The following is a 19,116-nucleotide window of genomic DNA, read 5'->3' on the forward strand; positions in this document are numbered from 1 at the left end:
GGCATTCCCCTTTTTCAGCAGGCGAGATCCGCCACAACAGCATCCAGCACCAACATGCCCTTCGGCGTGCAGCGCAGTCTGGAATTGCCGAGCCTTTCGATAAACCCGTGTCCCAGTAAAAATTCTTCGCGCGCCGGATCGGGGTCGCGGCCTGATAGCATCTGCCAGCGGGCGAGATCGACGCCTTCGCGCAATCTGAGGCCCATCAACAGCAATTCGTCGGACTGTTCTTCCGGTCCGAGACTTTCCTGGTCCACCATGCCATGGCCATTCGCTTCGACAGCGGTAAGCCAGGTTTCCGGATGCTTTTCCGTGGCGGTGGCGAGCTTTTCATGGCCCTGGGAAAGCCGTCCATGAGCGCCTGGGCCAATGCCGGCGTAGTCGCCGTAACGCCAATAGGTGAGGTTATGGCGGCTTTCTGCACCCGGGCGGGCATGATTGGACACCTCATAGGCCGGCAAGCCTTCGCGGGCTGTAATCTCCTGGGTCGCCTCGTAAAGCTGGGCGGCGTGTTCCTCATCGGGCGTGACGATCTTGCCGGCCTTGTGCAGCCCGAAGAAGGGCGTGCCTTCCTCAATGGTCAATTGATAGAGCGACAGGTGATCGACCGCATAGGAAATCGCCTGTTTCAACTCGGCTTCCCAGGCGGCTATGGTCTGGCCGGGCCGGGCATAGATCAGGTCGAAGGACATGCGCGGGAAAATCTCTCGCGCCAGCCGCACAGCCTTCAGCGCGTCCTCAACCGAATGCAGCCGGCCCAGGAATTTCAGGTCGGCATCGTTCAGCGCCTGCACGCCAAGCGACACGCGGTTGACGCCGGCTGAGCGATAACCGCGAAACCGTTCCGCCTCGACGCTGGTCGGATTGGCTTCCATGGTAATCTCGATGCCGCGCGGCACGGTCCAGTGCTTGGCAATGCCATCGAGAATGGCACCCACGGTGGCCGGATCCATCAGCGACGGTGTGCCGCCGCCGAGGAATATGCTGGTCACGGTCTTCGGCCCGCTCAAGGCGCGCACCGTTTCCATCTCCTTCAGAAACGCCTGGGTAAAGCGCGGCTGGTCGATCTTCTGGTGGCGGACATGGCTGTTGAAGTCACAGTAAGGGCATTTGGCCGCGCAGAACGGCCAGTGGATATAAACGCCAAAGCCCGGTTCGCCGGTGTCTGGAAGGAGAAGCGAAGTCGGCTCGGCCATAGATCCTCAGGCGTTCAGGCAGGTTTCGACGAAGAGCTTGAACGCCCGCGCCCGGTGCGACAGCGCCTGCGCGTCACCGGGCTTCCAGCCGTGCTTCTCTTGCGCACTCATCTCGCCAAATGTCGTGTCATAGCCCGCAGGCTGAAAAATCGGATCATAGCCGAAACCGGCTGTACCGCGGGGCGGCCAGGCAACTGTGCCTTCGACCTCGCCTCGGAAGAATTCCGTATGGCCGTCCGGCCAGCCGAGGCAGAGCACGCTGACGAAGCGGGCGGTGCGGCTCTTCTGTTCGGTAGCGCCCTTGTCCTGAAGCGCCTGCTCCACTTTCTCCATCGCCATGGCGAAATCGCGGCTGCCATCCTCGCGCTCGGCCCAGTTGGCGGTATAGACACCGGGCGCGCCATCCAGCGCATCGACGACAAGGCCGGAATCATCAGACAATGCCGGCAAGCCGGAGGCTTTAGCCGAGGCAAGCGCCTTGATCGCGGCATTTTCCTCGAATGTGGTTCCGGTTTCATCAGGCTCGATAAAGCCGAGTTCCTTGGCGGATTTGGCGGCAAAGCCGAACGGACCGATCAGGTCGGCGATCTCGGCGATCTTGCCGGCATTGTGGCTGGCAACGACGATGGTCCGGGTGTCCAATTTGCGCATGGGTCCAATCCTATTCTATCTGCCAAAGCCGAGCTTCGGCGCATTCCAGACTATTGCCCGCGGGATCGCGGAAATAAATCGAACGCGCGCCATTCGGCCAGTGAAAATCCGCTTCGATCGCCACGCCATGGGCACGAAGCCGTGCTGCCATGGCGTCGAGATCCGCTCCCTTGACCCGGAAGCAGGCATGACCCGGCCCGGTCGCGCCATGGGGTGGCACGGGCAGGGCGCCAGGTTCTGCCGGCTTGACGGTTTCTGCCGCATCAAACAGCAGGAGTACGCCAGGGCCGCAGCGCAGGAAGACATGCCGGCCCGGTTGGCGGGTGATGACGGCAAGACCCAGCACCTCGGCATAGAAACGCTCTGCCGCATCGAGATCATCGACATAGAGCGCCGTCTCCAGAATGCCTTCGATGCCCTCAGCCATGCCGGCCTCCCTGCTACCGCGCCGTTTTAGCCGGCAATCGCCTGCTTCTGCAGTTCGACCAGTTCGGCAATGCCGGTCTGGGCAAGGCCGAGCAGGGTCAGGAATTCGTCCTGGCTGAAGGGCTTGCCTTCCGCCGTGCCCTGGATTTCGACGATGCCGCCGGTGCCGGTCATGACGAAATTGGCGTCAGTTTCGGCGGCCGAATCCTCGAGATAGTCGAGGTCGATTACCGGCTGGGCGGCGAAAATGCCGCAGGATATGGCCGCGACATGGTCCTTCAGCACCCGGTCGACCTTGATGATATTGCGGGCTTCCATCCATTTCAGGCAGTCGTGCAGGGCAATCCAGGCGCCGGTGATCGAGGCGGTGCGGGTACCGCCATCGGCCTGGATCACGTCGCAATCGAGCGAGATCTGACGTTCGCCAAGCGCTTCGAGATCGACCACGGCACGCAACGAGCGGCCGATCAATCGTTGAATTTCCTGGGTGCGGCCGCTCTGCTTGCCGGAGGATGCCTCGCGCTTCATCCGCTCGCCTGTGGCGCGCGGCAGCATGCCGTATTCTGCGGTGACCCAGCCTTTGCCGGTATTGCGCAGCCACGGCGGCGTGCGGTCTTCAAGGCTTGCCGTGCACAGCACATGGGTATCGCCAAACTTGACGAGACAGGAGCCTTCGGCATGCTTGGAAAAATTGCGCTCGAAGGAAATCTTGCGCATCTGATCGGTTTTTCTGCCTGAAGGCCGCATGTCCATCTCCTCGGTAAAGCTTCAGGCTGCCTTCTACGGGCGGTTCGGATCTTTTGCAAAGGAAAAGCCGGGATCGGGCGATCAAACCGGCGCTTCCTCACCGAAAGCCGTTGTGATTGGTCAATCAACGATTATATTAAATCAAGGTGTAGCAGCAAACATGAGCGCAATGGGGAAAAGCCCGATTACAGCAGGCGATGTGTCGATGGCTCTGGACGAACGATCCAGGGAAATTTTCAGGCGTATTGTCGAGACCTATCTGGAATCCGGTGAACCGCTCGGCTCGCGCAATCTGTCGCGCATCCTGCCTATGTCGCTGTCGCCAGCCTCCGTGCGCAATGTGATGAGCGATCTGGAAGAGCTTGGCCTGATCTATTCGCCGCATATCAGCGCCGGGCGCCTGCCAACCCAGACGGGCCTGCGCTTCTTCGTCGATGCCTTCATGCAAGTGGGCCGGCTGTCGGAGGAAGAGCGAGGCTCAATTGAGCGGCAGATGCGATCCTCGGAAGCTCAGCCGGTCGAAACGCTATATAACGAGGCGAGCCGCATGCTGTCCGGCTTGTCACGCGGTGCTGGCCTTGTCGTCGCCGCCAAATCCGATCCGGTCCTGAAGCATGTCGAATTCATCCGGCTGGAGCCTACCAAGGCGCTCGCCGTGCTTGTCGGCGAGTTCAACCAGGTCGAAAACCGGATCATTGAGCTGCCAGCCGGCATTACTGCTTCGCAGCTGACCGAGGCCGCCAATTTCCTCAACGCTCATCTCACCGGGCAGACCTTGCAGGAACTGCGCGGCCAACTTGTTACCCTTAAGGATCAGGTATCAAGCGAGCTCGACGTGCTCTCACAGGATCTGGTCGAGCGCGGGCTTGCCGTCTGGTCCGGCGGTGAGGGAGACAAGCCGACGCGGCTGATCGTGCGCGGCCGCGCCAACCTGCTTGAGGGGCTCGCTGGCGTCGAGGACATCGACCGCCTGCGCCTGTTGTTCGACGATCTCGAGCGCAAGGAAAGCCTGATCGAAATCCTCAACCTTGCCGAGACTGGTCCGGGCGTGAGGATCTTTATCGGGTCCGAAAACAAGCTGTTTTCGCTGTCCGGCTCTTCGCTAATCGTCGCACCCTACCGCGATGGCGACGACCGGATCGTGGGCGCCGTCGGGGTCATTGGCCCGACCCGGCTCAACTATTCCCGCATCGTACCGATGGTGGATTACACCGCTCAGGTCATGGCCAAGATCACCCGCAGTGGGCATTGAGCGCCCATATAAGCCACATGAGGGCGAAGCTCGTTCAGCCGGCAGGTTTAGGGTCCGAAAGCAAAAAATCGATTGGGTTGCCGGTTTTGCGGGTCGCTCAAGATTGGAGTAACGCGGATGATGGATATGGAAGCTCGGGCCATAGGTTGCCTGCTTGGCCAACTCGCGGGTGATGCGCTCGGGTCGCTTGTGGAATTCCGGTCACCAGAGGAAATCCGAGGGCGATATCCTCTCGGCGTTCGAGAAATGCACGACGGCGGCACCTGGGATACGATCGCCGGCCAACCCACTGACGACTCTGAAATGGCTTTGGGCCTCGCACGATCGATCATTGCAGGAAAAGGCTTCCAGCAAGCCGCAGCACGAAAGGCCTACGGAGATTGGCTGGCATCGCAGCCATTCGATGTTGGCATGACGGTTCTTGGGGGCATCCAGGGAAAGCCAAATGGCGAGAGCCAGGCAAATGGCGCCCTGATGCGGATCGCACCCCTTGGAATATTCGGCGCACGCCACTCGATCACTTTGGTTGGGACATGGGCCGAGGAAGATGCGGTCATTACCCATCCCAATCCTATTTGCCGGCAGATCAACAATCTCTTTGCTCGCGCGGTTGCGCATGCTGTTGCTGTGGGGCCATCACCTTCAGATCTCTACGACCTGGTTGCGCGTTGGGCTGAGGAATTAAATGTCGACCCAATAGTTCACAGAGCTATTCTCGATGCGAAGACGGTGCCGGCCTGGGATTTCATGCATCAACAGGGGTGGGTGATCATTGCCTTCCAGAACGCGCTCTTTCAAATCTTGCATGCGGCCTCGCTCGAAGATGGAGTGGCCGATACCGTTTCAAGGGGTGGTGATACCGATACGAATGCCGCGATAGCAGGTGCGCTGCTGGGCGCTGTTCATGGAGAGTCCGCAATTCCTGGGCAATGGCGTCAGACCCTGCTGAATTGCAGACCGCAAGCGGGCCTGCCGCGTGTGAAGCGCCCGAGGCCGCAAGTCTATTGGCCGATCGATGCAGTCGAACTGGCGCGCGGCTTGCTAAATATCCCGGCAGAAAGATGATCTTGAAGACGGATATAGCCGCGCCGCGAGCGATCCTGATCATCAGCTGGACTATCCGCCCGGGGTCAGATCAATTTAGATGGTAACGTGCGCGACAGGGAGAAATTCGGCCAACCGTAAGCCTGCCATAGTACGCAGTGGCAGGAGTTCATCACTCTACCCTTGATTTTTCGGCGCCGAACCATGATATCGGGGCCGGACGAGAAACAGTATTCCGGAGAACGTCATGACCGACGAAACAGCCAAAAACGGACCTGACGCTGCCGCTGACGCGCAGACTGAATCCCAGGTGCAGGACGAAACCATTGCCGCCGGGCAAGAGCCTTCGCAGGATAACGATCCGCTTGCAGCCCTGCAGGCCGAAAATTCCGAATTGCGCGATCGCTTTCTGCGACTTGCCGCCGAAATGGACAATCTGCGCCGCCGCACCGAGCGCGACGTCAAGGATGCCAAGTCTTACGCGGTGACCGCCTTTGCCCGTGATATGCTGGCCGTGTCCGACAATCTTCGCCGTGCCATCGATGCTGTCCCCGCAGAAGCCAAGGAAGCGGCTGAGGCGGGCCTGACGGCGCTGATCGAAGGCGTTGAGATGACTGAGCGGGCCATGCTGACGACCCTGGAGCGCCACGGCGTGCGCAAGATCGAGCCGGAAGGCCAGAAATTCGATCCGAATTTCCATCAGGCGATGTTCGAAATCCCCAACCCGCAGGTTCCAAACAATACCGTTGTTCAGGTTGTTCAGCCGGGCTACACAATTGGCGATCGTGTTCTTCGTCCGGCTATGGTCGGCGTTGCCAAGGGTGGTCCCAAGGCTGAGGCGGCGACCGCTGAAGCGGACGGCAAGGCTTGACCTGAGATCGGCATCGTCGCCGTTTTGGCGATCTGGTGCCGTCGCAAACAAAAAAAAGCGCTGCGCAGAGATGCGCGGCGCTTTTTGCGTTAGTCAGTTAGTCGAAGGCTCTGCGAAGCAAATTAAGGCTGGTCAAGCCGCATTCGAAGACTGATCCTGATTCAGGAAGGTATAGATCGCGGTGGCGCTGTCGCTGGCGCGCAACTTTGCCACCAGATCCTGGTCGCGAAGCACACGGGCGATGCGGGAAAGCGCCTTCAGGTGATCGGCGCCGGCACCTTCAGGCGCCAGCAGCAGAAACACCAGGTCTACTGGTTGTTCGTCGAGTGCTTCGAAATCGATAGGCACTTCCAGACGGGCGAAGACGCCTTGAATACTGGAAATGCTGGTCAATTTGCCATGAGGAATAGCGATGCCATTGCCGACCCCGGTAGAGCCGAGCTTTTCGCGCTGCAGGATCACATCGAAAATTTCACGCTCGGGGATGCCGATCAGTTTAGAGGCTTTGGCGGCCAGTTCCTGAAGAAGCTGTTTTTTGGAATTGACCCTCAGGGCGGGTAATATCGCATCTTGATGCAGCAAATCTGCCAAGGCCATTTCAAAAAATCCTTATACCCGCCGACGCCATGAACGGGGAAAGCGGTGGTCGGCCACCGCTTTCCGAGAGCTTGTCAGCCCTTGATTGCGGCAGAATCGATCCACCCGATATTGCCGTCCGTGCGGCGGTAGACAATGTTGAGATCATCCTTGCCCGGGCTGCGGAACAGCACGATGGGCTCGTCCGTCATGTCGAGCGCCATGACGGCGGTGGCGACGGACATGGTTCTGACCTTCTTGGTGCTTTCAGCAACGATGGTGGGGGCGAAATCCTCCGCCACATCCTCGTCTTCATCGGAGACGGGATCCATTACCGTATAGCTGATTTCGATATTGTTGGCCGGTGCGTGGTGATCCTTGAGCTTGCGCTTATAGCGTCGCAGGCGCTTTTCAATCCGTTCTGCAGCGGTATCGAAGGCCACCTGCGGATCGGCAGCCTCGCCGGTCGCATGCAGGTTGATGCCGGTGTCGAGATGCACGGCGCAGTCTGCGGAAAAGCGCGAAGCCGACTTCGTCACTGTGACCTGACTGGAATACCCTCCGTCAAAGTATTTGCTTACCGCGTCTGTGATCTGGCCGTCGATCTTCGTGCGGAACGACTCGCCGATTTCCATATGTTTGCCGGTTACGCGTACACTCATGGAGTTTCCCTTCTTATCGTGATTTGCAGGGTGAGTTTACGCCAAGCGCGGGGCGCATCCAAGCGTTTCCATAGTCCAAGGCGAAAGCTGTGCTAAGGACCGGTGTATGAACGGTTACAGGAACCGGCCGGATGGCGATGCGCGGTCGCCGCAAGAAGGGTTGTTCAGCATGTCAAGGACTGAACGGTCGTCTAACACTACCCAGGATGAGACTAAGTGTCTGATTTTGTACATGTCACTATTCCAAAATCGTTCCCGTGTTTTGGCGCTATGCTCTAGATGGCACGGGGGGTAATGTCAATATTCTGTTAACGAATATTGCAGAAACGTGATTTCCGCTCATGTTGTCTGCTTGGCCAGTGCACGTTTTTCCCGTCGGCGCTGCACGGAAGAGGCAATGTTCATGGCCTCGCGGTACTTTGCCACGGTGCGACGCGCCAGTTCCACACCTGTTATCTTCAGGCTCTCGACGATATCGTCGTCGGAGAGGATATTATCAGGGCTTTCCTGGGTGATCAGCATGCGGATCCGATGGCGCACGGCCTCAGCCGAATGGCTGTCGCCACCTTCGGCCGAACTGATCGAAACGCTGAAAAAATATTTCAGCTCGAACAGGCCGCGCGGCGTCAGCATGTATTTGTTCGAGGTCACCCGGCTGACGGTCGATTCATGCATCTTGATGGCTTCGGCCACGGTCTTCAGGTTCAGCGGGCGCAAATGATCGACACCGTGGCGCAGGAACGCATCCTGCTGGCGGATGATCTCGGTGGCCACTTTCATGATCGTCTTGGCGCGCTGGTCAAGGCTGCGGGTCAGCCAGTTGGCTGTCTGCAGGCATTCGGTGAGAAAGGCCTGTTCGCCTTCGACTTTTCCATCGCTGCCCTTGGCGGCCGCCTTGGTTCCCACTTGGCGCAGGCTGCTGCGGCGAATTTCGGCAAAATAGCTGTTGTTGACGAGGACGCGCGGCAAGGTCTCCGGGTTGAGCTCGACCAGCCAGCCGCCCTCGGAAGAGGGCAGAACAAGAATGTCGGGCACGACAGTTTCCAGCGCATCCGTCTCGAAGCCAGCGCCAGGCTTGGGGTTGAGCTTGCGAATTTCCGCCAGCATGTCGATGAGGTCCTCCTCATCGACGCCGCAGAGCCGCTTCAGCGTCGCGAAATCCCGTTTGGCCAGATAGTCGAGATTATCAATCAGCGCTGCCATGGCCGGATCGAGCCTGTCGCGCTGACGCAGCTGGATCGCCAGGCATTCGCCGAGATTGCGCGCAAAAAGACCAGCAGGTTCCATTGTCTGCAACGCAGCCAAAATCCGCTCGACATCGGCAGGAGAGGCGCCCATCTGCGTGGCGACATCGCCGAGATCAATTCGGAGATAGCCGGCCTCGTCGAGCTGATCGATCAGGGCAAGCGCAATCATCCGGTCTGATGCGGAGGACAATACAAAGGGCAGTTGCTGGCCAAGGTGCTCGCGCAAGGATATTTTTCCGGCGACGAAATCGTCCAGGTCGTAGCCTTCGCCGTCCCCCTGGCCGCCTGGCATGGATTTCCATTGGCCAAGCATTTCCGGCACGTCGGTCTTTGGTGTTGCACCATCGTCGGAAAAGGCCGTGCCGAAATTGGCATCCAGCTGCTCATTCAGATCGTTGTTGCTGCCCTGCTCATACCAATCGCTCTGCAATCCCTCGGCGGCGGCGGGCGGTGCTTCTGCTTCCGGGCCAGCCTCGCCGCCGCTCGTTCCTTCGTCATTTGGCGCAAATTCAAGCAGAGGATTCTTTTCGACTTCCTGCGCAATGAATTGCACAAGCTCAAAATGGGTCATCTGAAGCAGCTGAATCGATTGCATCAGCTGCGGCGTCATCACCAGTGACTGGTTTTGGCGAAGGAAGAGATTGGCTGACAGGGCCATGGCGGACGAAAAACTCCCCTACTATTCCCTCTTGGACCCCTTTTGTTTCTGTTATGGATTTTCTGAAGTCCCAAGTGGCCCAAAAATTGCTTTTTTATGAGGTTTGGTCAAGCGGCAGAGCGGCTTGCGGCGCAAATATCCTATAATCTGGGAGCGTCTTCACCCAGGATTGCCGATTTTCATCAGGAATTGCGCCTCTGACGTGTCAGAGGCTAAATTTTTCGCCGAGATAAAGGCGCCGAACATCGGAATTGTTTACAATGTCCTCAGCTCGTCCATGGGTCAGCACCTCGCCGGCATGGATGATATAGGCGCGGTCGATCAGCCCGAGCGTTTCACGCACATTATGATCAGTGATGAGCACGCCGATGCCGCGAGCCGTCAGGTGCCGCACCAGGTTCTGGATATCGGAAACTGAAATTGGGTCTACGCCTGCGAAGGGTTCGTCCAGCAGCATGAAAGTCGGATCGGTGGCCAGGGCGCGGGCGATTTCCAGACGTCGCCGCTCACCGCCGGAGAGCGACACCGCCGCCGCCTTGCGCAGTTTTTCAATGTTGAACTCGGCAAGCAGCTCGTTCAGCTTCTGCTCGCGCTTGTCCTTATTGCTTTCATGCAGTTCCAGGACAGCCCGGATATTGTCTTCCACGGACAGGCCACGGAAAATAGAGGCTTCCTGCGGCAGATAGCCGACACCGAGTCTTGAGCGGCGGTACATCGGCATCGAGGTGACATCATTGCCGTTGATGGCGATTGTGCCCATATCGACAGGCACGAGCCCTGTTATCATATAGAAACAGGTGGTCTTGCCAGCACCGTTGGGGCCAAGCAGACCAACGGCTTCACCGCGGCGCACGACCAGCGAAGCGCCGTTCACGACACGTCGTGTATTATAGGTCTTCGTCAGCCCATGCGCGATCAGAGTACCTTCGTACTTGTTCTTCTCGCGCCCATTCGAGGCCGCGCTGGCCGGACTCGCGTCCTGTTGTTGGGAGGTCAAACCTGGAACCTTCACGTCTGCGTTCGCAATCAGGGTTTTTGCTGTTGCGGCTGCTGTTTGGACTTCGGATCCAGCTGAATCTGCACGCGCTTGCCGCAGCTATCGAGCTTGGCTTCTCCGGTCGTCATATGGACAGTGAGCTTGCAGCCGACAAAAACATTGCCACCCTCTGATAAAATGACCTTGTCGCCATCAAGCGTAAAGATCTGGGTGTTCATGTCGAAGTGACCTTTGTCGGCGGTCGCCTGCTGGGTATCGGTATTGATGACCACGTTGTTCATCACATCGATCGTATCGATCTTGGCGTCGCCGCTGGTCACCGCAGCGCCCTGACCCTTATATTTCACCACCATATTGCCGGACCGCATGGTTGTCGTGCCCTGCACGACTTTCACATTGCCGTCGAAATTGGCGAGATTTTCCTGCTGATGCACTTCAAGCGCATCGCTTTCGATCTGAATCGGCTTGTCGCCGGACAATTTGAGCCCATTCATATTGGCAGTGGTCGACTGCGCAAATGCGCCGGTCGCTACGGCAGTCGCAGCAAGGCCTGCGATCAACGCGGCGCGAGCCACGCTAAGGGGAAGGCGACGATGGCTTTGCGTCATGATCTGTTCTCAGTTGCCCGGTTTCTGAACGGCTGTCGGCGCGATATTCAACCGCACCGCGCCGGTCAGCGTGATTGTCTGTCCCTTATCGGTCATATCCATCGACTGTGCAACGACTGATGAGTCTTTCGTCTGGATAGCGACGGGTTGATTTGTCTTAAGCTTTCCGGCTTTCACGTCAAGGTCGGCGGATTGAAACTGTGCATCCACGCCGCTGGACAAATGAATCGTGAAGGGCTCGTCCAGCACCATCTTGTCTGAAGAGCGGTCGTAAGTGCCACGCTGCGCTTTGATATCAGCGGACGTATCGTCATTGACTGGCATGGTCGCCGTGATCGTCTCAAGCGTGATGAGGTTGGGGTTCTTGATGTCCTGAAGCGCCCGCACGGCGTTCAGCGAATATGGTGAGCCATTGGAGTTGCGCCCAGAAATGGCCGGCTTGGCCATGACCACCTTGCCATCCTCGATTTTGGCACCCTCGATTTTGATATTCTCGGGCAAATAAGCGCGTACGACAGATACGGCGACGAAGCCGAGCGTCAGCACCACGGCAAGAGCGGGAAGGACGATGCGCAGGCGCCGAACGCGGTTGGAATGACCGATTGCCTTGCGGTAGGAAGCGTCGAGCGACGCTCCGCCCGAAACCGGTTCTGACGACGCGGCGGGACGCGGCTCCGATGGGTGCGGGGCGGAGGCACCTTTGTCTAAACGCTTGAGCATGCTCGACAATCCGTAGAGCCGATCGGTTATTTCGTCACCCGCTCGGCAGGTAAACCGCTTCCAGCTTCTTTTCGATACTGTTACTGGCTGCAAATATGGATTTTTTCAAGTCTCTTACAAGCATGCCGCGACGTCTTTTCGCATGCGCGAAATCGGCTAAGCTGAAAGCCATCCACATTCGTGGTCCCCGATCTTGTGTCTGGTCGTCGGTAAGGGGCTTGTCCTTAAGCAGGCGGGAAGGGTTGATCGGCGAGCGTTCTCGCAGTCAATTTCCGGTCATTGCGGCAGCTGCGCGTGTTTCCTCGCCTGTCTTCGGGCTTAAGCGATTGATTATTCCAATTTTTTATGATGTTTTACGGCCTGGAAAACGCATCCGGATGCGCCTTTGTCATCCTCAGGTGGCTGAGGCTTGGCAGGCGAGTCCTGAATATCCTAGACCGAACAGGGGGTTAACGTGATCAAATCCGAGCTGGTGCAAATCGTTGCGGCACGAAATCCGCATCTTTATCACCGCGACGTGGAAAACATCGTCAACGCTGTTCTGGATGAAATCACCGATGCTCTGGCCTCGGGCAATCGGGTCGAGTTGCGCGGTTTCGGCGCCTTTTCGGTCAAGAATCGCCCTTCGCGCACCGGCCGCAATCCCCGTACGGGTGATACGGTTTTCGTCGAGGAAAAGTGGGTTCCCTTCTTTAAGACGGGTAAAGAACTCCGCGAGCGGCTTAATCCCGGCATGGACGATGAGGACGATGGCGACGCCGACTGACCTAAAGCCTTTATCCGACTGACGAACCGCTCTTTGGGCTGTGTTGCCGATCCGGTTTTCAAATCTCGGCTTAGGATATACGCTGGAGGCGTGCCCCTTTGAAATCTCCAGCGGGGTCTTGCGCCTTTCTGTTTCTCCTCCATATGATGCCGCAATCGAAGTTTAGGCCGGTCGTTTGCGGGCGGATGGACGGTTTGCGGTACGGAAGCGTTCAGCCGCTAACAACGGCCAGAGGGTCGACCGCCGGTCGAGCCGAAAGGAGATGCAAGTGGTGATGAAAAAAATTATCAATATTGTCATCCTCGTGCCCTTGGCGGTGGTTCTGATCGTGCTGTGCGTTGCCAACCGGCAATGGGTGACGCTGGCGCTCAATCCCTTCCGTCCCGATGATCAGATGCTGTCGGCCGGTGCGCCCTTTTTCGTATTTCTCCTGTCTGCGTTCCTGGTTGGGGCCATTGTCGGCAGTTTTGCCACTTGGCTAACGCAGGGCAAACATCGCAAGCGTGCCCGTCATGAGGCGCGCGCTGCGGTGAAATGGCGTGGTGAAGCCGACCAGCACAAGAAGCGCGCTGAGCAGATGGCTACCGGCAGCTTAAACCAACTGCCATCTCCCTGAATGTTGCCCACTGATTCCGGCGGCCGACATCGATACTGCCTTTGTTTGCAGTCGTCTGCGCCGGAGAGCTCTTTATTGTCGGTCATTTGAATGATATGGGCGCTCGAACTTTGGCTGAGCAGGCGCATGCTTAGTCAAGCGGTTGATGTGCCGATCCGCCACATCTGAATTTAATATTGCAGCCCGTATCTGCCATCGCGCATTGGCGGCGCTGATTTCGGAAAGCCTGACCGATCGTGAAAGACAAATCCCGCCCGCCCAGCAAGCGCGGTTCAAGCCGGAGCACTCCCAACCGGGGTGCGACAACCAAGCGCGACGATACCGCAAGGCCATCAGGCAGACCGGCAGATGCGGCCTCGCGCCCGGCGCGTCGGGATGACGTCAAGACCCGGCCGGCTGGCAATGCGGTAAAGTCGCCAAGAAATCAGGCTGGCAGGGCAGACCGAGCCGCAGAGCCTGCCGTGCAGCAACGGCAGGATAAAGATCAGACGGCTGAAGCATCAACGTCTTTGCCGCTGGCCTTGCGGACGGGCGCGATGCCGCGCGAAAACCTGCCGCTTATCCTGGAATCTCTTGGCGCCGGCGATTTCCATCTGATCGATAGCGGTCATGGTCTGAAACTTGAGCAATACGGGCCTTATCGGATCGTCCGGCCAGAAGCACAGGCGCTTTGGCCGCCCAGCCTGCCTGCCCATGTGTGGGAAAAGGCAGATGCGATTTTTACCGGCGACACGGATGAGGACGGCATGGGTCGCTGGCGTTTTCCGCGGGAGGCGCTGGGTGAAACCTGGCCGCTCGCGCTGCTTGACGTCGACTTTCTGGGTCGCTTTACATCCTTCCGCCATGTCGGCGTCTTTCCCGAGCAGATCGCCCATTGGCGCTGGATGAAGGAGACGCTCGAGAAGGCCGGCCGCCCTTTGAAGGTGCTCAATCTCTTCGGTTATACCGGTGTCGCATCTCTCGTGGCGGCGGCCGCCGGCGCAGAAGTAACCCATGTCGATGCGTCCAAGAAAGCCATTGGCTGGGCGCGGGAAAACCAAACGTTGAGCCGGCTCGACCGGGCGCCGATCCGTTGGATCTGCGAGGACGCGATGAAGTTTATTCAGCGGGAGGAGCGGCGTGGTAGCCGCTATGATATCATCCTCACCGACCCGCCGAAATTCGGTCGCGGTCCGAATGGCGAGGTCTGGCATCTATTCGAGCATCTGCCGCTGATGCTGTCGCTCTGCCGCGAAATCCTGTCGCCCAAGGCTGAAGGCCTAGTGCTGACGGCCTATTCGATCCGGGCGAGCTTCTATGCCATTCATGAATTGATGCGCGAAACCATGCGCGGCAAGGGCGGTCTGGTCGAGTCGGGCGAACTGGTCCTGCGCGAGGCCGGCCTCGACGGCAAGACGCATGGCCGCGCCCTTTCCACTTCGCTGTTCAGCAGATGGGTTCCGAAATGACGGACGCTAACGAAAACGGGGCCAGAGACAGAACTGGCCAGACGCGGGTCGGGCAGGTGAAGGACATTACCAGCCTCGCCAATCCCATCGTCAAGGACATCAAGGCGCTGTCGCAGAAAAAGACCCGCGATGAAACGCGGACCTTTTTGGCAGAAGGCCTGAAACTGGTGATCGACGCGGTCGAGCTTGGCTGGACGCTGCGCTACCTGATCTATTCCAAGGCCGCCAAGGGCAAGCCCCAGGTCGAACGCATTGCAGCCCGCACCGTCGCGCACGGTGGCATGGTGCTGGAAGTCAGCGAAAAGGTGATGGCCTCCATTACTCGCAAGGATAACCCGCAGATGGTGGCTGGCGTCTTCGACCAGCGCTGGACAACGCTTCGGGATGTCAGTCTCAAGGAAGGCGAAACCTGGGTGGCGCTTGACCGCGTGCGCGATCCCGGCAATCTCGGCACGATCATCCGCACTGCAGACGCCGCAGGCGCATCGGGCGTCATGCTGATCGGCGACAGCACCGATCCGTTTGCAATGGAAACGGTCCGCGCGACCATGGGCTCGATTTTCGCACTGCCGCTGGTCAAGACGACTGTCAGTGACTTCCTCTCCTGGAAGTCCAAGGCTGGCGTTAGCGTTGTCGCCACTCATCTGGCCGGTGCGGTGGACTACCGTACCGTCGATTACAAGCGTCGTCCGGTCGTGGTGCTGATGGGTAACGAACAGTCCGGCCTGCCAGAAGAACTGGCCAGCCGTGCCGACATGCTGGCGCGGATTCCTCAGGCAGGTCTTGCCGACTCCCTTAATCTGGCAGTAGCCACGGCAGTGATGCTGTTTGAGGCCCGACGCCACCTTTTGAAGCTCGACGAGGCCAAATAATGCCTTCCGCTGCCCTGTTTTGCCGGCCTGTCCCGGCCATCCTGTTCATCCTCTCCCTTCTGCTGCTGGATCAGGCGATCAAATACGCGGTTGAGGTCACGCTGCCGATGCAGGAGCTCATCTCCGTGGCGCCGATGCTGGGGCTTTACCGCACCCACAATCTAGGCGTCGCCTTTTCCATGCTCTCCCACCTCGATGCCTGGATGATCGTCGCCATGCGGCTGGCGATCGTCGTGTTCGTCACCTGGCTCTGGCGCAACACCAGCCGCGATCATCATTTTGCGCATCTTGGCTACTGTCTGATTATCGCCGGCGCTTTCGGCAATATCATCGACAGATTCACCTACGGCTACGTTGTCGACTATATTCTGTTTCATACCGAGACATGGTCGTTCGCCGTCTTCAATCTCGCTGACAGCCTGATCAGCGTTGGCGCAGGGTTTATTCTGCTCGAAGAACTGTTGTTGCTTCGACGACCGAAAGTCTAATAGCTGGAGATAGCATCGTCACTCCTGCATCCCCAACGGGGGGAATATGATAAATACCACGGAAATCCAGTAGGATAGTTCGAGGTTCTATGTGAGCGCGGCATTTCTGCGTCCGTGAGCGCACTCAGGAGCAGCGGCAAGAAGGTCCGCATCCGGCACTTTTTGGCCGACCTACCCGAAGTAGCGATGGAAATTCTGATCGTATGTTGTATCATCGGTTGGAACATGTCGATTTCTAATGTCCAGCATGCGTTGTTCTGCCAACTCGGCTAAGGCGTAAGCATTTCATTCCCGGCCTAAGGCCTGCGTTCGAAATGATCTGTCCGACGGGTACGAGAGCGGTAGGCAGCGCCAGTGCATCGGGTTCTGTGTATGCCGTCGTCGGTTAAGTCGATATGATTTAAGAAAAAAGTTATGCAGTAGATGTAGGATGCGGCGTGTTTAGCGTCTTGATGGGCGCGATGCCGTGAATGGCGACATGAAGTCCCGACGTCGGCGATCAGGCCGGACGATGGATGATGCAGCACCGATAAAACCGGGCGAGCGTCGTCCAATGTCTCTGTTGATGCCGACCTTCAGCCGGAGGTGGCGCAGATGCTATCGAAGACGCAAAGCCCTGTCTCATCCATCGCCACGGCCGAAGTGGTGCGTACCCGGCTGCTTGCCACGGTCAGCCACGAAATGCGCACGCCCCTCAACGGTATTCTCGGAATGAGCCATCTGCTTGGCCGTACCGATCTGTCCCCCGAACAGCGCAATTATCTGGCCGGCATCGTTCAAGCCGGCGAATCCCTTCAGCAACTGATCGCCGACCTTCTGGATTATACCACGCTGGAAACCGGTCACTTCGAACTGCATAACCAGCGGGTGTCGCCGCGTCGGCTGATCGAAGGTGTCGTGGAAATGCTGTCGCCACGGGCTCATGCCAAGGGCATCGAGATTTCGGCGACCACGGATGCCTGCGTGCATGAGGAGGTCGATGTCGATGTCGCCCGCCTGCGGCAGGTTCTATTCAATGTTATCGGTAATGCCGTGAAATTCACGGCGGAAGGCGGCGTGCTTGTCTCGGCCAGCTGTGTCGGTGACGAGTTGGCGGTTCGCGTCCGCGATACTGGTCCTGGCATGACCGAAGAGGAACGCACCCGGCTTTTCGTTGAATTTTCCCAAGGCGGCGACCCCGTGCAGCGCAGCGGCGGCACGGGGCTTGGCCTGTTTATTTCTCAGCGCCTGATGATGGCGCTCGGCGGTTCGCTATCGATTATCGAGACCGCGCCGGGCCAGGGAACCTCCTTCGAGATCCGCTTGCCGACCAAGGCGATCGCACTCGACCGGACAGGTATCCAACGTAACGCGCTGTTGTCAGGGTCGAGCGTTCTTTTGTTGGCTCCAGAGGGGCCGGCCGCAGAAGGTGCTGCCATGACGATCCGCACGCTTGGTGGCTTTTGCCACTGGGCACGCAAGACCAGCGATGCTGCGATGCTGCTGCAGAAGGTCGAGGAAGGGCAGGCCGTGCTGACGGACCTAATCATCGACCACCGCTGCATCTCCGATTACGACGCTCATCTCGCTCCGCGGCTGGCCGGTCTCGGCAAAATCAGGCGAATCTATCTCGTCAATCCCGAGGAACGCCCAGTGCGGCCGCTGACCGGGTTTGATGCTTGGTTGATCCGGCCGCTGCGCGAACAGACCCTGAGCGACGTTCTGCGCGGATTGATGAGCGGTGTCGATGCAGCTCATGTCGGTGATAGCGAGAAGACGTTTGATCCCGCTGCCGACGCAGGCGATGGTCCGGACGCCGAGGAAACCGGCTCGGAAGCGCCCGTGATCCCGAAGATCTTGAATGTGTTGGTTGGCGAAGACGATTTCGTCAATGCAACCTTGCTGCGCGCCGTGCTGCAGAAGGCCGGCCACATGGTCGGCGTTGTCAATGACTTTGACGCCTTGCGGCGGGAAGTGGCCCTGGAAGAGGCCGTGAAGCTGGACTTGATCATCACTGATCTGGGCATGCCTGGAGGCGAGGGTAGCTCGGTGCTGCGCTATGTCAGGATGATCGAGCAATTGAAACGACGGCCGCGCTGCCCCATCCTCGTTCTGACCGGTGATCTGCGCGATGCGGCCCGAGCCGAGGCGCTTGCCAGTGGCGCAGATCTCGTGCTCCAGAAGCCTGTCAATCCTGAGCGCCTGCTCAACGAGATCTCTTCGTTGATGAAAACCTACCGTACTCGGATGTACGGTTAAATTTTGCTGCGTTGCGAGAGCATTCCTCAGGTCTCCGCCTTGATTTTGCGCTGACTGTTGCCGTAAATGACAGAGACGATCGAGGGTATGTCAACTTATTGTCGCATAACCATGTTTTACAGATCGTATTTGAATAGATTCGGATGAGACGCCATGACAGTCGAAGTTCTTGATCGCACAGGCCCAGCGGAAGCAGACCACCGCTCTGCTCCGGCTTCCGGCGCCCTTGGCGATGTACTTGGCAGGATCGGCACCTTGGAAACGCGGCTGGCGCGCAACGCGCGCGAGATCGACGCGGCCCAGGCTGTGCGCTACCGTGTCTTCGTCGAGGAAATGAATGCGACGTTGCCACCGGAGCCGATGCGGCTGAAGCGCGATTTCGATGCCTTCGATGAAATCTGCGACCATCTGCTGGTGCTCGACCACGCGATTGAAGGCGATCCGGAAGACCAGATCGTCGGCACCTATCGTTTGCTGCGCCATGAAGTGGCCATGGCCAATTTCGGCTTCTACTCCGCATCCGAATTTGCAATCGACGAACTGGTAGCCCGCCACCCTGACAAGCGGTTCATGGAGCTTGGCCGTTCCTGCGTGCTGCCCAACTACCGCACCAAGCGGACGGTTGAGCTGCTGTGGCAGGGCAATTGGGCCTATGCGCTGCGCCACAATATGAGCGCCATGATCGGTTGCGCCTCCTTCCCGGGTGTGCAGCCGGAGCAGCATGCCCTGGCATTGTCTTTCCTGGCGCAGAATGCCGAAGCGCGTGGCGAATGGGCCGTTCGTGCTCGTCCGGAATTGTTCTGCCCCATGGATCTGATGCCGTCGGAAGTGGTCAATGCCCGCAAGGCGCTCTCGGCAATGCCGCCGCTGGTCAAGGGATATCTTCGCCTTGGCGCCATGATCGGCACCGGTGCCGTGATCGACCATGCGTTCAACACGACCGACGTGCTGATCGTGCTGCCCATCACCAGCATTTCCGATCGCTACGTGAATTATTACGGCGCCGATGCCGGACGGTTCGCGAGCTAAGGTG

Annotated in this window: 20 protein-coding genes; 10 read left to right on the plus strand and 10 right to left on the minus strand. The window is 58.6% G+C overall.

Features of this window, described 5'->3' with window-relative positions; genetic code table 11:
- Window positions 1-14: 14 nt before the first annotated feature.
- Genes hemW through rph form a run of 4 tightly spaced genes read right to left on the minus strand, consistent with a single transcriptional unit; the run spans window position 15 to window position 3,020 of the window.
- Window positions 15-1,196: a radical SAM family heme chaperone HemW gene (hemW, locus tag BJF91_RS06435; protein WP_075613653.1), complete on the minus strand. Its 1,182-nt coding sequence runs from the start codon at window positions 1,194-1,196 to the stop codon at window positions 15-17.
- Window positions 1,197-1,202: 6 nt separating this feature from the next.
- The gene (rdgB, locus tag BJF91_RS06440; protein ID WP_075613654.1) at window positions 1,203-1,847 is read right to left on the minus strand and encodes an RdgB/HAM1 family non-canonical purine NTP pyrophosphatase; all 645 of its coding nucleotides are present in this window, start codon (window positions 1,845-1,847) and stop codon (window positions 1,203-1,205) included.
- A gap of 10 nt (window positions 1,848-1,857) precedes the next feature.
- Complete coding sequence (locus BJF91_RS06445) at window positions 1,858-2,274, minus strand: VOC family protein (protein ID WP_075613655.1); 417 nt, start codon at window positions 2,272-2,274, stop codon at window positions 1,858-1,860.
- Between the two features lie 26 nt (window positions 2,275-2,300).
- Entirely contained in the window at window positions 2,301-3,020 is a 720-nt protein-coding gene (rph, locus tag BJF91_RS06450; protein WP_075613656.1) for a ribonuclease PH, read from the minus strand.
- A 169-nt stretch (window positions 3,021-3,189) separates the two neighbouring features.
- On the opposite strand from rph, the gene hrcA reads away from it, so the two are divergent.
- The 3 genes from hrcA to grpE all read left to right on the plus strand — a co-directional run bounded on the left by hrcA (window position 3,190) and on the right by grpE (window position 6,187).
- Window positions 3,190-4,272, plus strand: coding sequence for a heat-inducible transcriptional repressor HrcA (hrcA, locus tag BJF91_RS06455; protein WP_075613836.1), 1,083 nt, complete (start codon window positions 3,190-3,192; stop codon window positions 4,270-4,272).
- A gap of 117 nt (window positions 4,273-4,389) precedes the next feature.
- Window positions 4,390-5,337, plus strand: a complete 948-nt coding sequence (locus tag BJF91_RS06460) for an ADP-ribosylglycohydrolase family protein (RefSeq protein ID WP_083943188.1) — start codon at window positions 4,390-4,392, stop codon at window positions 5,335-5,337.
- Window positions 5,338-5,563: 226 nt separating this feature from the next.
- Entirely contained in the window at window positions 5,564-6,187 is a 624-nt protein-coding gene (gene grpE, locus BJF91_RS06465) for a nucleotide exchange factor GrpE (RefSeq protein WP_075613657.1), read from the plus strand.
- A 132-nt stretch (window positions 6,188-6,319) separates the two neighbouring features.
- Here grpE and ptsN read toward each other — a convergent pair whose 3' ends face one another.
- The 6 genes from ptsN to lptC all read right to left on the minus strand — a co-directional run bounded on the left by ptsN (window position 6,320) and on the right by lptC (window position 11,655).
- The gene (ptsN, locus tag BJF91_RS06470) at window positions 6,320-6,784 is read right to left on the minus strand and encodes a PTS IIA-like nitrogen regulatory protein PtsN (protein WP_075613658.1); all 465 of its coding nucleotides are present in this window, start codon (window positions 6,782-6,784) and stop codon (window positions 6,320-6,322) included.
- Between the two features lie 74 nt (window positions 6,785-6,858).
- Window positions 6,859-7,425: a ribosome hibernation-promoting factor, HPF/YfiA family gene (gene hpf, locus BJF91_RS06475; RefSeq protein ID WP_075613659.1), complete on the minus strand. Its 567-nt coding sequence runs from the start codon at window positions 7,423-7,425 to the stop codon at window positions 6,859-6,861.
- A 339-nt stretch (window positions 7,426-7,764) separates the two neighbouring features.
- The gene (rpoN, locus tag BJF91_RS06480) at window positions 7,765-9,330 is read right to left on the minus strand and encodes an RNA polymerase factor sigma-54 (protein WP_075613660.1); all 1,566 of its coding nucleotides are present in this window, start codon (window positions 9,328-9,330) and stop codon (window positions 7,765-7,767) included.
- A gap of 205 nt (window positions 9,331-9,535) precedes the next feature.
- On the minus strand, window positions 9,536-10,249 hold the full coding sequence (lptB, locus tag BJF91_RS06485) for an LPS export ABC transporter ATP-binding protein (protein ID WP_407639864.1): 714 nt from the start codon (window positions 10,247-10,249) through the stop codon (window positions 9,536-9,538).
- A gap of 107 nt (window positions 10,250-10,356) precedes the next feature.
- Window positions 10,357-10,935 (minus strand): LptA/OstA family protein, encoded by a 579-nt coding sequence (locus BJF91_RS06490; RefSeq protein WP_075613662.1) that lies wholly within the window; start codon window positions 10,933-10,935, stop codon window positions 10,357-10,359.
- A gap of 9 nt (window positions 10,936-10,944) precedes the next feature.
- Complete coding sequence (gene lptC / locus BJF91_RS06495) at window positions 10,945-11,655, minus strand: LPS export ABC transporter periplasmic protein LptC (protein WP_075613663.1); 711 nt, start codon at window positions 11,653-11,655, stop codon at window positions 10,945-10,947.
- A gap of 454 nt (window positions 11,656-12,109) precedes the next feature.
- Between lptC and BJF91_RS06500 the strand changes: the two genes are divergently transcribed.
- The 7 genes from BJF91_RS06500 (at window position 12,110) to BJF91_RS06530 (ending at window position 19,112) form a co-directional block, all read left to right on the plus strand.
- Window positions 12,110-12,421 carry an integration host factor subunit beta gene (locus tag BJF91_RS06500; RefSeq protein WP_012654814.1) on the plus strand — a complete coding sequence of 104 codons (312 nt, stop codon included), beginning with the start codon at window positions 12,110-12,112 and terminating at the stop codon, window positions 12,419-12,421.
- Window positions 12,422-12,692: 271 nt separating this feature from the next.
- Window positions 12,693-13,037 (plus strand): LapA family protein, encoded by a 345-nt coding sequence (locus BJF91_RS06505; RefSeq protein ID WP_075613838.1) that lies wholly within the window; start codon window positions 12,693-12,695, stop codon window positions 13,035-13,037.
- A 233-nt stretch (window positions 13,038-13,270) separates the two neighbouring features.
- Window positions 13,271-14,485 carry a class I SAM-dependent methyltransferase gene (locus tag BJF91_RS06510; protein ID WP_407639865.1) on the plus strand — a complete coding sequence of 405 codons (1,215 nt, stop codon included), beginning with the start codon at window positions 13,271-13,273 and terminating at the stop codon, window positions 14,483-14,485.
- On the plus strand, window positions 14,482-15,357 hold the full coding sequence (locus BJF91_RS06515) for a TrmH family RNA methyltransferase (RefSeq protein WP_075613665.1): 876 nt from the start codon (window positions 14,482-14,484) through the stop codon (window positions 15,355-15,357). The genes BJF91_RS06510 and BJF91_RS06515 overlap by 4 nt, the downstream gene beginning before the upstream one ends.
- A complete protein-coding gene (lspA, locus tag BJF91_RS06520) occupies window positions 15,357-15,845 on the plus strand; it encodes a signal peptidase II (protein ID WP_075613666.1) in 489 nt (162 codons plus the stop codon). The genes BJF91_RS06515 and lspA overlap by 1 nt, the downstream gene beginning before the upstream one ends.
- A 594-nt stretch (window positions 15,846-16,439) precedes the next feature.
- Window positions 16,440-18,083, plus strand: coding sequence for a hybrid sensor histidine kinase/response regulator (locus tag BJF91_RS06525; RefSeq protein ID WP_075613667.1), 1,644 nt, complete (start codon window positions 16,440-16,442; stop codon window positions 18,081-18,083).
- A 153-nt stretch (window positions 18,084-18,236) separates the two neighbouring features.
- A complete protein-coding gene (locus BJF91_RS06530) occupies window positions 18,237-19,112 on the plus strand; it encodes a GNAT family N-acetyltransferase (protein ID WP_075613668.1) in 876 nt (291 codons plus the stop codon).
- Window positions 19,113-19,116: the final 4 nt, after the last annotated feature.

The sequence above is a fragment of the Gillisella taibaishanensis genome (assembly GCF_001938985.1).
In the GTDB taxonomy this organism is placed as follows: domain Bacteria; phylum Pseudomonadota; class Alphaproteobacteria; order Rhizobiales; family Rhizobiaceae; genus Allorhizobium; species Allorhizobium taibaishanense.

What these genes read in the sequence shown, in the direction of transcription:
- lptC (WP_075613663.1), bottom strand. Translation starts at nt 11,655, where the DNA reads ATGCTCAAGCGTTTAGACAAAGGTGCCTCCGCCCCGCACCCATCGGAG.
- lspA (WP_075613666.1), top strand. Translation starts at nt 15,357, where the DNA reads ATGCCTTCCGCTGCCCTGTTTTGCCGGCCTGTCCCGGCCATCCTGTTC.
- BJF91_RS06460 (WP_083943188.1), top strand. Translation starts at nt 4,390, where the DNA reads ATGATGGATATGGAAGCTCGGGCCATAGGTTGCCTGCTTGGCCAACTC.
- BJF91_RS06445 (WP_075613655.1), bottom strand. Translation starts at nt 2,274, where the DNA reads ATGGCTGAGGGCATCGAAGGCATTCTGGAGACGGCGCTCTATGTCGAT.
- hpf (WP_075613659.1), bottom strand. Translation starts at nt 7,425, where the DNA reads ATGAGTGTACGCGTAACCGGCAAACATATGGAAATCGGCGAGTCGTTC.
- rpoN (WP_075613660.1), bottom strand. Translation starts at nt 9,330, where the DNA reads ATGGCCCTGTCAGCCAATCTCTTCCTTCGCCAAAACCAGTCACTGGTG.
- hrcA (WP_075613836.1), top strand. Translation starts at nt 3,190, where the DNA reads ATGGGGAAAAGCCCGATTACAGCAGGCGATGTGTCGATGGCTCTGGAC.
- BJF91_RS06515 (WP_075613665.1), top strand. Translation starts at nt 14,482, where the DNA reads ATGACGGACGCTAACGAAAACGGGGCCAGAGACAGAACTGGCCAGACG.
- BJF91_RS06525 (WP_075613667.1), top strand. Translation starts at nt 16,440, where the DNA reads ATGCTATCGAAGACGCAAAGCCCTGTCTCATCCATCGCCACGGCCGAA.
- hemW (WP_075613653.1), bottom strand. Translation starts at nt 1,196, where the DNA reads ATGGCCGAGCCGACTTCGCTTCTCCTTCCAGACACCGGCGAACCGGGC.
- ptsN (WP_075613658.1), bottom strand. Translation starts at nt 6,784, where the DNA reads ATGGCCTTGGCAGATTTGCTGCATCAAGATGCGATATTACCCGCCCTG.
- rdgB (WP_075613654.1), bottom strand. Translation starts at nt 1,847, where the DNA reads ATGCGCAAATTGGACACCCGGACCATCGTCGTTGCCAGCCACAATGCC.
- BJF91_RS06530 (WP_075613668.1), top strand. Translation starts at nt 18,237, where the DNA reads ATGACAGTCGAAGTTCTTGATCGCACAGGCCCAGCGGAAGCAGACCAC.
- BJF91_RS06490 (WP_075613662.1), bottom strand. Translation starts at nt 10,935, where the DNA reads ATGACGCAAAGCCATCGTCGCCTTCCCCTTAGCGTGGCTCGCGCCGCG.
- grpE (WP_075613657.1), top strand. Translation starts at nt 5,564, where the DNA reads ATGACCGACGAAACAGCCAAAAACGGACCTGACGCTGCCGCTGACGCG.
- rph (WP_075613656.1), bottom strand. Translation starts at nt 3,020, where the DNA reads ATGCGGCCTTCAGGCAGAAAAACCGATCAGATGCGCAAGATTTCCTTC.